This window comes from Actinoplanes sp. NPDC049265 (assembly GCF_043197135.1).
Taxonomy (GTDB): domain Bacteria; phylum Actinomycetota; class Actinomycetes; order Mycobacteriales; family Micromonosporaceae; genus Actinoplanes.
In genome coordinates this window covers 106,943-121,563 of sequence record NZ_JBICSP010000027.1, presented here as the reverse complement: position 1 = coordinate 121,563, position 14,621 = coordinate 106,943, and the positions used below count along the sequence as shown (strand labels likewise).

Sequence of the window (14,621 nt, the reverse complement as noted above, 5' to 3'; positions counted from 1 at the left end):
CGACGGATCCAGATGCCTCCGGCCCTAACGAGCCGGACAACAACAAGGGTCCACCAATGAGCAGCGGTCCGCACCACCCACCCCGCTACGACATCACGCATTTGAATTTGAAGATCTATGGCATTCTGTTGCGCGTGTTCGGATCACAGGCGCTGGAGACCGTTGTCGGTCTGGCGTTGTTGTTCTTCGTGTTGTCGTCGCTCGCGTCCGCTCTCGTCGAAGGCCTGTCCCGGCTGCTCGGCAAGCGGGCCAAGGACCTCGAGGCGACCATCGGGCAGATGCTCGGCGACCCGCGCAACCCGCTCGCCGACCAGCAGCGCGCCCTCGAGCTGTTCAAGGGGACCGCGATCTACAGCTCGACCGACGCGGCGGCGAAACAGGGCGCCTGGTTCCTCACCCGGCGGGTCAAGCCGTCCTACCTGTCGGCCCGCTCGTTCGCCGACGCGATCACCGAGCTGGGCGCGCTGACCACCCCGACCGGGCTGCGCGGGCTCGACAAGCGGGTCGAGACGCTGATCGCCGAGTCGGGCGCCCGGGTCATCGAGGTCAAGGCCGGGCTGGAGAGCTGGTTCGACGAGACGATGAGCCGGCTGGCCGAGTCGTACAAGCGGTGGAGCACGGCGGTGCTGTTCGTGGTCGGCCTGGCCGTGGCCGTGCTCGGCAACGTCTCCACGATTCACGTCACGCAGGCCCTGTGGCGCACGCCGGTGCTGCGTGAGGCGGCGGTCAACGCGGCCCAGCAGACCGCGGCCGGCTCCACCGTGGGCGAGAACGTGCGCCAGGTGCAGGAGCTGGGCGCGCTCGGCCTGCCGATCGGCTGGACCGATGTGAGTGGCTGGACCAGTGCGTCGTGGCTGTGGCCGCACATCGGCGGGTGGCTGGTCACCGCGTTGCTGCTGATGCTCGGGGCCCCGTTCTGGTTCGACGTCCTCTCCAAGGTGGTGGCCCTGCGCAGCACCGGCAACCGGCCCCTGCCGGCGACCATGGACGAGGCCTCGGCCACCGCGATGCTGTCCACCACGGTCACCCGGTCACCGGTCCTCGACCCGCGCCCCAAGGACGCCGGGTAGCCCGGCCGCGGGCGCGCCGCTGGGCCGTGCGGGAGTCGGTTCGCCGATCCACGCGTCGGCCGGTGGGATCGGGAGCAGCAGCCGGCTGGGCCGGGCCCGGTCGTGGTGGTATGTGTCGGTGCCGCGGCGGGTGCCGTAGTGATGGTTCCACGGTGCGTCGAGCGCCGGCGAGTCGGCGTTGGCGATGTCGACCCGGATCCGGTGGCCCTTCGCGAACACCCACGCGGTCGGCAGGATCTCGATCGAGAACGCGGTGACCTGGCCCGGGACCAGGGGTTCGGCCTGGTCGTGACGGTGCCACGGGCGTTGATCGGTCGAGCGGGCCGGGTCGGTGCCGCGGTGAGCCGCCCGGAGCCAGCCGCGGGAGACGACCGGTGCCCATGGTGCCCGCGCCGCCTCGGGGGCGTCCGTGGCCGGCGGCTGGTCGACGACCCGGACGATGAACTGGGTGTCGACCTGGTCGGAACTGGCGAACAGCTCAAGGATGAGACCGCCGGCGACGGTCAGATCCTCGGTCAGCGGCTCGGTGATCCAGCTGGTCTGGTTGGACAGGTTCTCCGGCGGCCGGCCGGGACCGGCGGTGGCGTTGCCGAGGCCGGGCCAGCCGCCCCAATGGTCGGCGGGGTAGCTGTAGTCGGTGGAGTCCTCGTCCGCCGCCGGTGGATCCCAGGTCAGCCGGCCGTCGTTGAGTGAGGACGTGGCACCTGAGGGGCCCGAGGTCAGATAGAGCGGGCGCATCGTGGTGCCGGGCAGCGGCCACTCGCGGGCGGCGCGGTGTGAGCCGTCGGGCCGGACCGACACGCGGACCGCGGGCTCGTCGAGGATCCTGGTGTCGGCCTGCTTCAGCCAGTGGTCGAACCAGTCCAGCAGGTGCTCGTGAAAGCCCTGGTCGTTGAAGATGTTGATGGACGAGTGGGCGTCACCGACCGGGCCGCCGTTGATGAGCAGCTTCCGGGGGCCGCGGACCTGCTCGTACCCGTACAGGTTGCCGCGCAGATGCAGACCGGCCTGGTTCCAGTTGGCGATCGAGTAGACCGGGATGTCGATGTCGGCCAGCCGGTCGGCGGCACTGCGTTCCCGCCAGAACTCGTCGTGGGACGGATGGCGCAGCGCCTGCCCGATGAAGTCGAACGCCGCCTGGTTGGCCGGCGCCGGCGTGGTGAGGCGCTCGACCGGATCGAGGAGGGTGAGGGCCCGGGTGTTGGTGTGCCACCAGTTCAGGAAGCCGACCGAGAGCAGGCCACCGTGATAGATCGCGTCCCGGTAGAGGTCGACGGCGCCGTCGTAGACGACGATGGTGGTCAGGTGTGGTGGTCGGGCCGCGGCCGCCTGCCACATGGGAATCGCGTAGTACGACTCCCCGATCATCCCGATCCGCCCGGAGGACCACGGCCGGTCGGCGATCCACTCGATGGTGTCGTAGACGTCGTCCTGTTCCGACTGGTCGAGCACCCGCCAGTCGCCGAACGTCGAGTGTCCGGTGCCACGGGTGTCGGCGTGGACGTACGCGTAGCCGTGGCTGACGTAGAAGGCGATGTCACCGGTCTCGCGGTGCCGGAAGGCCGGGATCGCCGGCAGGTCGACGAAGTCCTTGCCGTAGGGGGAGACCGCGTACAGCGCCGGGAAGGGTCCGGGCCCGGCCGGCCGGTAGACGTCGGCGGCGACGAACCCGCCGTCCCGGGTGGGTATCCGCACGTCCCGCTCGATGACGACCGACCCGTCGCGGACCTCGTTCTCCAGAAGCTTTGGCATGACTCTCCTCCGACCCATGAGGGGTTAGCGGTGCTAACTGCTAGCAACGCTAACCCCAGTGGTGCGGACCGTCAAGAAACTCGGACCAGGGAGCTGGGCGACGGGTGCCTCGTCGAGGGCCTGGCCCCCGGCCGTGACCTCCGGCGCGAGCCTTTCGAGCGGCATCGAATGGTATATACCGCAGCGCCGATAACGGCTTTCATTGAGCGATGAGGCTGAACCGGAAATTGCCTTGAGCGGCAGGAATTCTGGATAGGGAATCCGGGCTGGCCGCTTCCGGACACCGCACGGTAAAGCCGCCATCCGTCCCTAGGATCGGTGCATGAAGAAATTCGACCGGCGGTGACAGTTTTCAGAAGGAGTTTCCGACCGTGGTCAGTGCCAGAATTCCCTTTGCCAACGTGGACGTCGAGAATCAACTGCTGATCGAGCAGTTCATGCCCCGCCTCGTGGCGTGTCTGCGGTCCGGCGCGTTCATCGGCGGCGACGAGGTCGCGGCGTTCGAGGCGAACGTGGCCCGGCTGCACGGTGTCGAGAACGCCGTCGCGGTCGGTTCCGGTACCGATGCTCTCCGGCTGACGTTGCGTGCGCTCGGTATCACGCCGGGCCGGACCGGCATCACCGTGGCCAACACGTTCGTCGCAACCGTCGGTGCCCTGGTCGCCGAAGGGGTGCGGCCGCTCCTGGTGGACGTGGGCGACGACGAGAACATCGACGTCCGGGCCCTCGAAAGGGCCATCACCCCGCAGACCGCGGTTGTCGTCGCGGTTCACCTCCGGGGGCTGCCGGCGAGGATCGCCGCGATCCGGGACATCTGTCGCAGGCACGATCTGGTCCTGCTCGAGGACTGTGCCCAGGCGGTGCTGGCGTCGTCCGGCGGTGTGCCGGTCGGTGGCTTCGGCGTCGCCGGCTGCTTCAGCCTGCATCCGCTCAAGAACCTGGGAGCCTGCGGCGACGGTGGGGTGGTGACGACCAACGACCCGGATCTGGCGGCCGAGTTGCGGCTGTTGCGCAATCACGGTCTGCGTGACCGGGACACGGTGCAGGTCTGGGGGCAGAACTCCCGGCTCGATGCCATTCAGGCGGCACTCTTGAATGTCAAGCTCTCCTATCTTGAGGAGTGGACCAAACGCCGGCGGTATTTGGCGCAGATCTATGACGATCGGCTGTCGGACCTGCCGGTGGTGACTCCGCCGCAGAGCGAGGACGGCGTCCATGTTTATCACCGCTATGTCGTGAGAACAGACCGGCGTGACGCGCTTCGCTGGCATCTGCGCGAGGCCGACATCGAGACCGCCGTCCACTATCCGACTCCGATTCACCGGCAACCGGCCGCTCAGGACGGCAGCATCGACATCGCACCGGGCGGGCTGCCGAATACGGAGGAGCAGGCGTCCCGGATCTTGTCTCTGCCGCTGCACCCGGCTCTGACGGAACCAGAGGTGAATGAGGTCGCAGACGAGGTGGAACGATTCTTCGAATCCCACCGATCTCGCTGACTGCCGCACCGGCCCGACGACACCATGGGGGAAATCATGTCCACCAGCGACGTCGCTGATGGGAAGAAGACCGAACTCAGCACGGCTAAGACGCTGTCCACCGCGGCGATGACCGAATTCCGCGCGCCGCTGCGCGAGCGTGGTCTCACGGTGGGGCTCTGCCACGGGTGCTTCGACATCCTGCACAACGGCCATGTGTTCTACCTGACCCAGGCCGCCGGCCTCTGCGACGTACTGGTCGTGTCGATCACGTCGGCTCGCCACGTCAACAAGGGGCCCGGGCGGCCGGTCTTCGGCGACGAGGCCAGAGCGGCGGTCCTGTCGGCGCTGTCCATGGTGGACCGCGTCGTCACCAACGACCATCCCACCGCGGTACCGGTGATCGAGGCGCTGCAACCCGACTTCTACTTCAAGGGCGCGGACTACGCCGGCAACGACGACTCGCGGCTGCGGGAGGAGGTCGAGGTGCTGCAGCAGTACGGCGGCGCCCTCGTCCTCACCGACGGAGCGGTCCTCGACTCGTCGTCACGCGCGGCTCGTGTGCTGCAGGAGTGCCGTACCCATGCATAGGATTTTGGAGCCCATCTCATGACCGCTCTGCGGCGATCCGATCGCGTCCTCATCACCGGCGGGGCCGGCTACATCGGCTCAGTGCTCACCCGGCGACTGCTGAACAACGGTCTGCGCGTGCGGGTGTTCGACGCGCGGTTCTTTGGGGACGGCCTGTCCGGAGAAGAGCACCCACTGCTGGAGAACGTACACGGCGACATCCGTGATGTGGACCTCTACCGCGCGGCCCTGGACGGCGTGGACACCGTCGTCCATCTCGCCGCCGTTGCCAATGATCCGAGCTTCGACCTGGACCCGGCGCTCGGCCGTTCGGTGAACTACGAGGCGCTGGACCACGTGATGCGGCTGGCCAAGGAGAGCGGTGTCAAGAGGTTCGTCTACGCCTCCTCGGCCAGCGTGTACGGCGTCAGCGAGCGGCCGGAGGTCGATGAGGCGCACCCGCTGATCCCGATCACGGACTACAACCGCTACAAGGCCATGGGTGAGGAAATCCTCTTCCCGCTGACCGGCGACACGTTCGAAACCGTGGCTGTCCGGGCGGCCACCGTCTCGGGTGTGTCGACCCGCCAGCGGCTGGACCTGACGGTCAACATGCTGACCGCCCAGGCCGTGCTCGCGGGGGAGATCACGGTGTTCGGCGGCACCCAGTACCGGCCCAACATCCACGTCGAGGACCTCGTCACGGCGTACCAGCGGCTCGTGCTCGACGCCTCGCTCGGAGCGCTCAACGCGCGGCCACTCAACGTGGGCAACGAGAACATGACGGTGGGCGCGATCGCCGAGCTGATCGCGCGGCGCGTCGGCATCCGGACCGGAGCGGACGTCGCCCTGCGCAGGACTCCGACCGACGACGTGCGCTCCTACCGGTTGACGTCGAACCGTCTGACCACGGTGCTCGGCGTCACCCCCCGGTACGACGTCGCGGACGCCTGCGACGACGTCGCTGAGGCGATCCTCGACGGCCGGACTCCCGGCGCGTTGACGGACCCTCGCTACTACAACGTGCGGTGGATGAAGGAGAACACCGATGCGTTCCACGCCGGCTGAGACCAGTCCGTCCTCCGGCGGCCCGCGCCCGGAGGCGGTGCTCAGCGAGGCGGAGTGGCTTCTCGAACTGATCGTCGACGACCCGGTGGAGAACGCCCACGCGGATGCCCTGGTAAACCTCTCGAACGGCTTTCAGGGCATCCGCTCGTCCGCCGACCCGACCGACCTGTACGCCGAACCGAGCTTCCTGGTGACCGAGGTCTACGACGCCGGTGTCGACGTCCGGCGTCAGATCGTCAACCTGCCGCACCCGCTCGGCTGGCGCCTGCGTAGAGGTCACGAAACCCTGGCCGGCACCGGCCGTGTCCGGCGGGTGCTCGACCTGCGGCGCGGCCTCTGCCATGTCGAGCGGACGCTGACCACCGGCGACGGCGAGGCGTGGCACTTCGCCACCACCACCCTGCTGCACGCGACGCGGCCCGAGGTCGGATTGCTGTTCGGACGGATCGAGGGGCCACCGGGCACCGGGGAGGTCGCCGCCGAGCTCTTCTGGGACAACACGACCGGCAACCCCTACCTGGGCGGGCACGTGCCCGCGGTACGCACCTTCCACGCCACGCCCAGCCGTGTCGTGTTCGACGGCGACGGCGTCTCGGCCGACTGCGTGCTGGCCGGCAGCGGTGACGTCGTGCGGTTGAGCAGTGCTCTCGACTGCCCGCACCAGGTCGGGCGACATCGGGTACGCGACAGAGCGCGCTGGGGGGAGGTGATCGTCGCTCGTCCGGACCGGGGAACGGTGTCGTTCACCCTCGCGTGGACGGTCGGAGGCACGCCGGGGACGGCGGTGACCGCCCTGCGGGAGAGCGCGCTGCTGGCCCAGGAGCATGTCGACGAGTGGGCCCGCCGGTGGAACGAGCACGACGTCCTCGTCGAGGGTGACGAGCGATCCCAGCAGGCGCTGCGCGTGGGCCTGTACCACCTGATGCAGCACGAGCTTCCCGCCCGGCCGGTCAAGCTCACCCCCGCCCGTGGTCTCTCCGGGGCTTACCACTCGGGAGCGACCTTCTTCGACACGGAGCTTCACAAGGACGCATTCTGGACGTGGACCGATCCCGAGGTGGCGCTGTCCCACCTGGCGTTCCGGTATCGGACACTGCCCGCGGCGCGGGAGTTCGCCCGCACGTCGGGCTTCGCCGGTGCCCGGTTTCCGGTCGCGGCCGACGACGCGGGACAGGACACCGGTCCGCACGACGTTCTGGTCCTGGGCAACAGCAGGCGAGTTCCTGAATGGAACGTCCGTCAGGTGGTCCACGTCTCCGCCGATGTCGCGTACGCCGTGCACCGCTACCACCGCGTGACAGGTGACGATGAGTTCCTCTTCACGCAGGGCATCGAGCTGCTCGTGGAGACCGCGAGGTTCGCGGCGAGCGTGCTGACCTGGTCCGAGGAGCACCAGGCGCACAGGTCCTGTTCCGTCATGGGGCCCGACGAGTATCACCACCACGTCGACGACAACCTCTACACCAACACCATGCTGCAATGGAACCTGAACACGACCCTGAGCACTCTGGGGTGGGCCGCCGAGCGGGACGCGCGACGCGCGGACGACCTGCGACGCCGCCTGGAGATCGACGACGATCTGCTCGAACGGTGGCGGACAATCGCGTCGACCGTGCGGACGCCCACTGCCCTGCCGGGCGGCGTCCCGGCCCAGCACGAGGGCTACGGGGATCTCCCGGACTGCACACCCCGGGTCGACGACGGCACGCCGGTCCCGCGCCTGACCGACGACGACCGGCGTACCGCCGGCAACGGCGTGTCCCTGCGGTCGAAGCTCGTGAAACAGGCCGACGTGGTCCTCCTCGCTCACCTTCTGCCGGAGGCCTTCACGGACACCGCCGCGCTGGCGGTACTGGACTACTACGAGCCACGCACCGCCCATGCGTCGTCGTTGAGTTTCGCTCCGCACGGCGTGGTGGCGGCCCGAGCCGGCGACGCCGATCGCGCACTGCGCTTCTTTCTCCGCAGTACGCGGTACGACCTGGACTACCAGCCACGAGCCCACTACCGCAACGGCCTCCATCTGTCCGCGTACGCCGGTGCGTGGCAAGTGCTGGCCGAGGGATTCCTGGACCTCCGCGCCACCGACGAGGGAATCTCGGTGCGGCCCGGCCTTCCGTCCGCGTGGACGCGGGTCCGGCTCCCGTTCCGCTATGGGCGGTCGCGGTTGGCGGTGACGGCGGGCCGGACCGAAACCGTGGTCCGCCTGCTGTCCGGGCCCGCGGTGCGGGTCCACGTCAATGGCCGGCCGGCGGTGCTGTCGAGCTCGGCGGACACGTTCCGATGCGCCACAGATCTCCCGGAACCCGAGGATGAGAGGTTGACATGCGGCTGAACGGAAAGGTGGCTGTCGTCACCGGTGCTGCTCGGGGCATCGGGGCAGCGATCGCGTTGCGTTTCGCCCAGGAGGGGGCGGCGGTCGTCTGCGCCGACCGGCTCGAGGACGAACTGGCCGCGACGGTGGCCGGCATCGTCGAGAGTGGCGGGACCGGCCGGGCCTCGGTCGTCGACGTCGCGAGCGAGGAAGACAACCAACGGCTCGTCCGGGACGCGGTCACCGCCTTCGGCCGCCTCGATGTGTTCCACGCCAACGCCGCCGTCCAGGTCATGGGTGATCTCACGCGGACGAGCCCGATCGACTGGGACGACATGTACGCCGTGAACGTGCGTGGTGTCGCGCTCGGAATCCGGCACGCGGTGCCAGCGATGCGCCGGAGCGGAGGCGGATCGATCCTCATCACCGCGTCCTTGCTCGGCATCGTCGGCGACCCGGATCTGCCCTACTACGGAGCGACGAAGGGTGCACTCCGCTCGCTGTGCCGTTCGGTCGCCGCGGCCTACGGTCCCGACAACATCCGTTGCAACACCATCTGCCCCGGCGACGTCGAGACGGCCCTGCTGCAGGAGTTCTTCGACTTCCAGGACGACCCGGCCGAGGCCCGGAGACGGATCACGGAGCACTATCCGCTCCGGCGTTTCGCCACGCCTCAGGACGTCGCCGGCGCCGCGCTGTTCCTCGCCGGCGACGAAGCGCGGTACATCAGCGGGATCGACCTCCCGGTCGATGGCGGCCTGCTCGCTCGGATCTACTGATCGGCCGAACGATGGGAACGGCGATGGCAATGCCCACAGCAATCGTGATCATGGGTGTCGGTGGATCGGGCAAGACGACGGTCGGCGGGCTGCTCGCCCACCGCCTCGGCGTACGGTACCTGGACGCGGACTCGCTGCACCCCGTGGCCAACATCGAGAAGATGCGATCCGGCTGTCCCCTGAACGACGACGACCGGGAACCGTGGCTGACCGCCGTGGCCGAACTCCTCGCCCGGAGCATCGCCGGTGGCGACGGGGTCGTGGTCAGTTGCTCGGCCCTGAAACGGCGATACCGCGACATGTTGAGGGTGCATCCCGCCGTGTGCTTCCTGCACCTGGCCGGCCGGGTCGACGTCGTGCGGGCCCGGCTCGCGGCACGCAGCGATCATTTCTTCGGCATCGAGCTGCTGGCGTCGCAGTTCGCGGATCTCGAACCGCTCGAGCCGGACGAGCACGGCGCGCTTCTCGACATCGGACCGGCCCCGGACGAGATCGCCGATGCGGCCGAAGCGGCCCTGGCCGTTCTGTGGGCGAGACCGGCGCCGGACATCGAGAGGACCGCGGAGCTATGAACGAGGCAGACACACGGGTTTGCGACATCGGGATCGTCGGTGCCGGGATCATGGGTGGGAACCTCGCCCGCAACCTCGTCCGGGGCGGGCGTCGCGTCGCGGTCCAGGATCTCGACGCGGCCAAGGTGACCGCGCTCCTGGAAGCGCCGGTCGGGGCGGACGACCTCGTCGGTACGGGATCGCTCGCGCAACTGGTCGACCGCCTCGCCGTCCCGCGCAAGATCCTGATCATGGTCCCGGCCGGGTCACCGACTGACGCCGTGCTCGACGGGTTGGCAGCACTGCTCGAGCCGGGTGACATCGTCATGGACGGCGGCAACGCGCACTTCGCCGACACGCGACGCCGCACCGAGCTGCTGGCCGGCAAGGGTCTGCACTTCGTCGGCGTGGGGATCTCGGGCGGCGAGGACGGGGCCCTCCGCGGTCCGTCGATCATGGTGGGTGGCTCCCAGGCGGCCTACCGGCACGTCGGCCCGCTGCTCGAGTCCATCGCCGCGAAGGTCGACGGCGTCCCGTGCTGCGCCCACGTCGGGCCCGACGGTGCCGGCCACTTCGTGAAAATGGTGCACAACGGCATCGAGTACGCCGGCATGCAGCTGATCGCCGAGGCGTACCAGCTTCTTCGCGACGTGGCCGGCCTGCCGGCGCGCACCGTGGCCGCGGTGTTCGCGGAGTGGAACGAGGGGGAACTCGAGTCCTATCTCCTGCGGATCAGCGCGGACATCGCCGGGCACGTCGATCCGCTCACCGGCGCACCGTTCCTCGAGGTCATATCCGACGCCGCCGACCAGTTGGGCACGGGCCGGTGGACCGTCCAGGAGGCATGCGAACTCGATGTGCCGGTGAGCAGCATCAGCGCGGCGGTGTCGTCGCGGTCGTTGTCCAAGCTGGGGCCGCTGCGGTCGGCCATCAGGCCCGCGGACGACCGGCCGGTGCAACGGTGGGCCGCGGCGGAGCGCGAGGATCTCGTGAGCAAACTGCGGCCGACGTTGTACGCCGCGACGATCGTCGCCTACGCACAGGGCTTCGACCTGATCCGCCGGGCGAGCTCGGTCTACGGCTGGGACATCGACCTGGCGGCGCTCGCGTTGATCTGGCGCGATGGCTGCATCATCCGCGCCCGCCTCCTCGACGCTGTCCGTGCGGCACTCGGCGGGCCGGAGCCTCTGCTGGCACAGGACCACTTCGCCGGCGTCCTCGGCGCGGCCGACGATTCCTGGCGTGACGTGGTCGTCGCCGCGACCCGGGCAGGTGTTCCCGTCCCCGGGCTCTCGGCGGCGCTCAGCTTCGTTGACGCCCTGCGCGCCGAACGCCTCCCGACCGCCCTGGTTCAGGCTCAACGCGACTACATGGGCGCTCACCGGTACCGGCGGGCCGACCGGGACGGACTGTTCCACACGACCTGGAACGGCGATCACACCGAGGTCAGGGTGGACCGGTGAGCGGCGGACGTCCCCGCGTCGGAGTCATCGGTCTGGGACCGATGGGGGTGGGGCTGGCCACGAATTTCGTCCGTCACGGCTATCACGTGGTGGCGTACAACCGGACTGGCGAGCGGGCCCTGAAGCTCGCCGCGGACGGTGAACTCACTGGGCACGTGACCGCCGCCCTGTCGTACCGGGACTTCGCGGCGGCTCTCGGACGACCGCGACGGGCCGTACTGCTGGTGGACCCCGAGGCAACCGCCGACGTGCTGTGCGAGGTCGCCCGCTGGCTCGAACCGGGAGACATCGTCCTGGAGGGCGGCAACGCGGCGCACACCGATTCCATCCGCCGGCAGGACGGCTTGCGCGCGGCGGGACTGCGGATGCTCGACGTCGGCATCGCCAGCGGCGCCGACGGGGCGCTCGACGGGATCAGCGCGACCGTCGGGGGTGATGCCGGCGCATTCGCCGAGGTCGCCGCCGACCTCGCCGCGGTCGGGACCGACGTGAACGGGAGGACCTGCTGCGTCCACGTCGGTGGTGACGGCACCGGGCACTTCGTCAAGATGGTGCACAACGGAGTCGAGTACACGATCATGCAACTGGTCGCCGAAGTGGTGCAGGTGCTGCGCGTGGCCGCCGGGGTGGAACCCCAGCGACTGGGGGAGGCCCTCGACGGCTGGGATACGGACGAGTTCGGGTCGTACCTGCTGCGCGTGGCCGTCGACGTGCTCCGGCACGTGGACGCGGCGACCGGACTTCCGTTCATCGACGTGGTCGGCGACCGTGCCGTCCAGAACGGCAGCGGCTCCCGCGCCGGGCAGAGCGCCCTGGCTCTGGGGACTCCGGCCACGCTGTTCGCGGCTTCCTCGTTCGCCCGGGCGGTGGCACACGACACCGAACTCAGGTCAGCGCGCCGGGTGCGGTCCCCGGGTGCCGTCCCGTCCCGGCCGGATCTGGTCCGCGAGGCCCGGGCGGCGCTCCGGGCCGCGCTGTTGGTGACCTATGGGCAGGCATTCCGGCATGTCCACGCGGCCGACCGGGAGTTCGGCTGGCGTACGGACCTCGCCGAGGTCGCGCACAGCTGGTGCGGAGCGACGATCCGGTCGTCGTGGCTGCGCCGGATCGCCGAGTCGATGTCCGGCGAGGAGATGCCGTCGCTGCTGCGCCATCCGCTCGTCGACGGACAGCTCCGAGCGGCCGAGCCCGCGTTGCGACGGCTGGTCGGCGTGAGTGCGGACATCGCGGTGCCGTCGCCGTGCCTATCGTCCGCGCTCGTTCATCTGGACGAAATCAACATCCGACGCTCGTCCGGCGCGATCGTCCAGGCCCTGCGCAGCCGACTTGGCGGAAGCAGTTACGAGCGGACGGACCGTGCCGGGGACTTCCGGCTCGACTGGAGCAGCACCAAGGCGGAGCGGCAGGTGTGACCGATCCGCTCCCGACCTCGACCAAGGAGAGACTGTGACGCCCGAGAGCATGACCCCGCCCGTGGTCGCCTTCGTGATCGCCTACTGGGACGACGGAAAGCCCTGGCAGCGGGAGTACCTGCGGCTGACGCTGGACAGCATCGTCGCTCAGACCGACCCGAACTGGCGCGTCTACGTGGTCAACGACGCCTCGCCCGAACCGTCGGCCACGGCGTACCTCGACGCTCTCACGGCGTGGTACGGCGAGAGGTTCGCAGCGATCCATTCGGACCGCAACGGTGGTTGCGGCCCTGCTCGCAACCGGGCGCTGCCGGCCGTCGAACGCGATGGTGGCGACGTGATCGCGTGGCTCGACGCCGACGACCTGGCCCATCCGGACCGGGTGGCCGTCCTGCGGCGGATGTTCGCGGAGGACCCGGAACTCGAGGTCGTGTACAACTCCATCGAGTTCATCGACGAGAACGGCAACCCGTGGGCCGAGGACGAGCTGCTGCCGTCGTTGCGGTTGCTGGCCCGGGAGCAGGCCATGCCCGTGCTGCGAGGTCGCGACCGCTGGGTCGACGTGGCGGTGGAGCGGGAGAACGTCGCCATCCCGTCGGCCATGAGCGCGCGACTGTCACTGGCCAGACGTTTCCCCTTCCCGGACGTACGCTTCTGCGAAGACGTCGCCACCTGGTTCAGGTTCCTCGGCAGCGGCGCCAAGCTCGACCACGCTGACGGTTCGACCCTCCGCTACCGGGTGCCGAGGGTGGGCGGGAGCGCCTCACGGGTGCTCGCCGGCGACCTGGAGTACTTCAATCGCCTGCGCTGTGGCAACGAGCGCGCCGGTCTGGTCGACGCCATCGAGATGGCCACCGCTCGCGGCGTGCTGACCGCGACGGCCGGCCGGTCCATCCTCTGCCGCTACCTGATCCGCATAGCGCGCACGGTGTCCGTGGACGGTCACGTCGGCCTGGCGACGGAACAGTACGCCGACGCCAGGTCGGTCGATCCGACCACCTTCGGGCAGCACGCCACGCCGGAGGAGCAACGGATGGCCGAGCAGGTCTCCGTCACTCGAGACTCTTGATGAGTGCCGACGACCACGGACCCCGGCCGATCCCGGGCGACGGCCCCCGCGACTGGCAGGTATGCCTGCAGCTGTTCGTCGGGTACGGGACACTCGCGATCGGCATGGGGCTGGTTCCCGCTCTCATGACGACATTCCGGTCCGCGTACGGTCTGTCCGGCTCCGTGGTGGCGAACGTCCAGAACGTGAAGGACATGGGCCTGATCCTCGCCGCGGTCGCGGGTCCGTGGACGATGCGCCGGGCCGGCCTCGCGGGCACCCAGTACGTCGCCGTCGGCGCGGCTCTCGCGGGATGCCTGACCTACCTGACCGTGCCGGCCTTCGCCGGTGTGTTGATCGGTGCCTTCCTGCACGGCTGGGCGTTCTCGCTCGGCGCGATCGCGATCGTGACGCGCATGTTCCTGATGCCGAGCCGTTTCCACAAGATCGCCGCGCTGCTCGCGACCTTCGGGGTCGCCAGCGTCGTGACGCCGATCTTGGTCGGTTTCCTCGTGCCGGCGCCGTCGGATTACGGGGACGTGTACCTCGTGTTCGCCGGGATGCTGCTCGTCGCCGGGCTGATCGCCCTGATCGTGCGCGACCGGCCGCCGGCCTCGACCGTCGAGCGTCCGACCGGAGTCGCCGCCGTGATACAGCGCCGATGGCCCCAACTCGCCATGTTCGGCCTGGTGATGTCCGCGGAGACGATCGTGGTGGGCTGGATCACGTCACTGCTCCAGTACGGCCACTCCACGTCGCTGGTGACCGCCACGAACGCCCTGGCCGTATTATGGATCATCCACACCGCGTCGCGGGCCGCGGGCGACGTGGTCGCCGCCCGGATCTCGGCGCAACGGATGCTCGCCCTGTGTGCGGCGGTCTCGCTGGGCGGCGTCCTCATGATGGTGGCGGGCGGTCTGCGCTTCGCCTACCTCGGACTGGTGATCTTCGCGTTCGGAGTGGCCCCGATGGTGCCGGTCTATCAGGGAACGGTGCTGCGGGAGACGACCGCGACCGAGCACGGCGCCACCAATTCGCTGCTGGGCACCACGGCCGCACTCTCGACCACCGCCGCGATTTGGGTCACCGGGATCCTGCTCGACGTGGAACTCCGCC

At 69.4% G+C, this 14,621-nt stretch carries 11 protein-coding genes and 1 pseudogene; 11 read left to right on the top strand and 1 reads right to left on the bottom strand.

Annotation, left to right across the window (positions count from 1 at the left end; translation table 11 throughout):
- The coding region (locus ACGFIO_RS40085) for a hypothetical protein (protein WP_392835435.1) at positions 1–1,070 on the top strand (1,070 nt) is incomplete at its 5' end.
- On the opposite strand, the gene ACGFIO_RS40080 is transcribed toward ACGFIO_RS40085, so the two are convergent.
- Positions 1,032–2,822, bottom strand: coding sequence for a CocE/NonD family hydrolase (locus ACGFIO_RS40080; RefSeq protein WP_392835433.1), 1,791 nt, complete (start codon positions 2,820–2,822; stop codon positions 1,032–1,034). The two genes, ACGFIO_RS40085 and ACGFIO_RS40080, sit on opposite strands and share 39 nt — an antisense overlap.
- Positions 2,823–3,193: 371 nt before the next feature.
- Here ACGFIO_RS40080 and ACGFIO_RS40075 point away from each other — a divergent pair, with 371 nt between their 5' ends.
- From ACGFIO_RS40075 to ACGFIO_RS40030, 10 genes and pseudogenes are all read left to right on the top strand, one after another.
- A complete protein-coding gene (locus ACGFIO_RS40075) occupies positions 3,194–4,321 on the top strand; it encodes a DegT/DnrJ/EryC1/StrS family aminotransferase (protein WP_392835430.1) in 1,128 nt (375 codons plus the stop codon).
- A gap of 36 nt (positions 4,322–4,357) precedes the next feature.
- Entirely contained in the window at positions 4,358–4,891 is a 534-nt protein-coding gene (locus ACGFIO_RS40070) for an adenylyltransferase/cytidyltransferase family protein (protein ID WP_392835428.1), read from the top strand.
- A gap of 18 nt (positions 4,892–4,909) precedes the next feature.
- Complete coding sequence (locus tag ACGFIO_RS40065; RefSeq protein WP_392835425.1) at positions 4,910–5,938, top strand: NAD-dependent epimerase/dehydratase family protein; 1,029 nt, start codon at positions 4,910–4,912, stop codon at positions 5,936–5,938.
- Entirely contained in the window at positions 5,919–8,273 is a 2,355-nt protein-coding gene (locus ACGFIO_RS40060) for a glycosyl hydrolase family 65 protein (RefSeq protein WP_392835422.1), read from the top strand. Before ACGFIO_RS40065 ends, ACGFIO_RS40060 begins: the two co-directional genes overlap by 20 nt.
- The gene (locus ACGFIO_RS40055) at positions 8,264–9,031 is read left to right on the top strand and encodes an SDR family NAD(P)-dependent oxidoreductase (protein ID WP_392835419.1); all 768 of its coding nucleotides are present in this window, start codon (positions 8,264–8,266) and stop codon (positions 9,029–9,031) included. Before ACGFIO_RS40060 ends, ACGFIO_RS40055 begins: the two co-directional genes overlap by 10 nt.
- Before the next feature lie 29 nt (positions 9,032–9,060).
- Positions 9,061–9,603: a gluconokinase gene (locus ACGFIO_RS40050; RefSeq protein WP_392835416.1), complete on the top strand. Its 543-nt coding sequence runs from the start codon at positions 9,061–9,063 to the stop codon at positions 9,601–9,603.
- Positions 9,600–11,045, top strand: coding sequence for an NADP-dependent phosphogluconate dehydrogenase (gene gndA / locus ACGFIO_RS40045; RefSeq protein ID WP_392835414.1), 1,446 nt, complete (start codon positions 9,600–9,602; stop codon positions 11,043–11,045). Before ACGFIO_RS40050 ends, gndA begins: the two co-directional genes overlap by 4 nt.
- A complete protein-coding gene (locus ACGFIO_RS40040; RefSeq protein WP_392835412.1) occupies positions 11,042–12,457 on the top strand; it encodes an NAD(P)-binding domain-containing protein in 1,416 nt (471 codons plus the stop codon). The genes gndA and ACGFIO_RS40040 overlap by 4 nt, the downstream gene beginning before the upstream one ends.
- A gap of 34 nt (positions 12,458–12,491) precedes the next feature.
- Positions 12,492–13,526, top strand: coding sequence for a glycosyltransferase family A protein (locus ACGFIO_RS40035; RefSeq protein ID WP_392835410.1), 1,035 nt, complete (start codon positions 12,492–12,494; stop codon positions 13,524–13,526).
- Positions 13,526–14,560: pseudogene (locus ACGFIO_RS40030) on the top strand (MFS transporter); the annotation flags it as partial. The gene ACGFIO_RS40035 and the pseudogene ACGFIO_RS40030, both read left to right, overlap by 1 nt.
- Positions 14,561–14,621: the final 61 nt, after the last annotated feature.

Bases quoted from the DNA above. Each gene is read 5' to 3' on its own strand.
- ACGFIO_RS40080 (WP_392835433.1), bottom strand. From the start codon at position 2,822: ATGCCAAAGCTTCTGGAGAACGAGGTCCGCGACGGGTCGGTCGTCATC.
- ACGFIO_RS40065 (WP_392835425.1), top strand. From the start codon at position 4,910: ATGACCGCTCTGCGGCGATCCGATCGCGTCCTCATCACCGGCGGGGCC.
- ACGFIO_RS40055 (WP_392835419.1), top strand. From the start codon at position 8,264: ATGCGGCTGAACGGAAAGGTGGCTGTCGTCACCGGTGCTGCTCGGGGC.
- ACGFIO_RS40050 (WP_392835416.1), top strand. From the start codon at position 9,061: ATGCCCACAGCAATCGTGATCATGGGTGTCGGTGGATCGGGCAAGACG.
- gndA (WP_392835414.1), top strand. From the start codon at position 9,600: ATGAACGAGGCAGACACACGGGTTTGCGACATCGGGATCGTCGGTGCC.
- ACGFIO_RS40060 (WP_392835422.1), top strand. From the start codon at position 5,919: ATGCGTTCCACGCCGGCTGAGACCAGTCCGTCCTCCGGCGGCCCGCGC.
- ACGFIO_RS40070 (WP_392835428.1), top strand. From the start codon at position 4,358: ATGTCCACCAGCGACGTCGCTGATGGGAAGAAGACCGAACTCAGCACG.